Below are 1699 nucleotides of genomic sequence, written 5' to 3' on the forward strand. Positions count from 1 at the left end.
TGATAGAGAAGGAAATTTAATTAAAGTTGTATTCTTTTCAGAAAATAGAATTTTTGTATCTCTTAATGAAGTTCCTAAACATTTTATTGATGCGCTAATTGCAAGCGAAGATGAAAGATTTTTCAAACATAAAGGAGTTGATTTTAAAGCAATTATAAGATCACTTTTTATAAACATAAAAACAAAAGAAATTATAGAGGGTGCATCAACAATTACAATGCAACTTGCTAGAGAACTTTTTTTAAGTAAAGAAGTTACTCTTGAGAGAAAAATAAAAGAGATGATTCTTGCATTAAGACTTGAGAAACTTTACTCAAAAGAAGAGATATTAACTTATTACATAAATCAAGTCTTTTTTGGTTCAGGTGCATATGGAGTTGAAGCAGCAGCAAGAAGATATTTTGGAAAACATGCAAAGGATCTTTCTTTAGCAGAATCAGCAATGCTTGTTGGAATTCTTCCATCTCCAAGTCTTACTAATCCACTTGTTGATTTTGAGAGAGCAAAAATAGAACAAAAAAGAGTCCTTCAAAGAATGGTAAAAGTTGGTTTCATAACTCAAGAAGAAGCAGATAAAGCATATGAAGAAGAGATTATTTTAAAAGAGTTTAAAGAAGAGGTCTCAAATGATCCAAATGGATGGTTTATTGATTATGTAAAAGATAGAGTTAGAGAAATTCTTGGAGAAGAGATTCTATATAAAGGAGGGCTTAAAATATACACAACCATTGATCCAAAAATTCAAAATTTAGCATATCAAACCTTTAATAAAGTTATAGAAGATAATGTTAAGGCAAAAATATTTTCAAATAAAAAGGATGATCTTGGAGTAAGACAACCACAAGGTGCAGTTGTTATTCTTGATCCAAAAACTGGAGAGATACTTGCAATGGTTGGTGGAAGAGATTATTCAGAAACTCAATTCAATAGAGCACTTGCTTTAAGAAAACCAGGTTCTTCATTTAAAATTTTTGATTATACTCCTGCAATTGAAAATGGAGTTGTAACTCCTGCAACGATAATCAATTCAGATTATATTGAACTTCAAGGATGGATTCCAAAAGAGTGGGAGGGTAGTTATTTTGGAAAATTAACTGTAAGGGATGCAATTACTTATTCTTCAAATATCTGTGCAGTAAAAACTGGACTTAGGGTTGGACTTGATAGAGTTGTCTATTATGCAAGAAAAATGGGAATAAGAACCCCTCTTGAACCATATCCATCAATGACAATTGGAGGTTTTGAAGTAACTCCTCTTGATATGGCAGTTGCATATGGAGTGCTTGCAAATATGGGAGAAAGAGTTGATGCAAGAGGAATAACAAAGATTTTAGGGAAAGATGGAAGACCTCTTTATGAGAGCAAACCAAATCCAGTAAGAGTTGTATCAAAAGAGGCTTCTTATATAATGACAGATCTATTTAAGAGTGTAACATATTACTACTTTCCTGAATTTAGAGGAATCCCTCTTGCATGTAAAAGTGGAACTGCAGGTGATTTTACAAGTGGATGGTTTATTGGATACACAAAAGATTTTGTTGTAAGTACATATATTGGTTCAGATAAAGAACTTATTGGGCTTGAGGGAGTAAAAAATTGGGGAAGAAGATTTGCTGGAGAGGTTTGGAGGGGAATATTTAAGGAATTAATAAAAATAAAAAAACCAACTGATTGGGAAAGACCAGAAAAAGTAATTTAT

General features: G+C 31.8%; 1 protein-coding gene. It reads left to right on the forward strand.

Annotation, left to right across the window (positions count from 1 at the left end; translation table 11 throughout):
* Positions 1 to 1699, forward strand: a 1699-nt coding sequence (locus QMD25_07080) for a PBP1A family penicillin-binding protein (protein MDI6861746.1), incomplete at both ends; no start/stop codon positions are given.

It is taken from the genome of Caldisericia bacterium (assembly GCA_030018355.1).
Taxonomy (GTDB): Bacteria; Caldisericota; Caldisericia; order B22-G15; family B22-G15; genus JAAYUH01.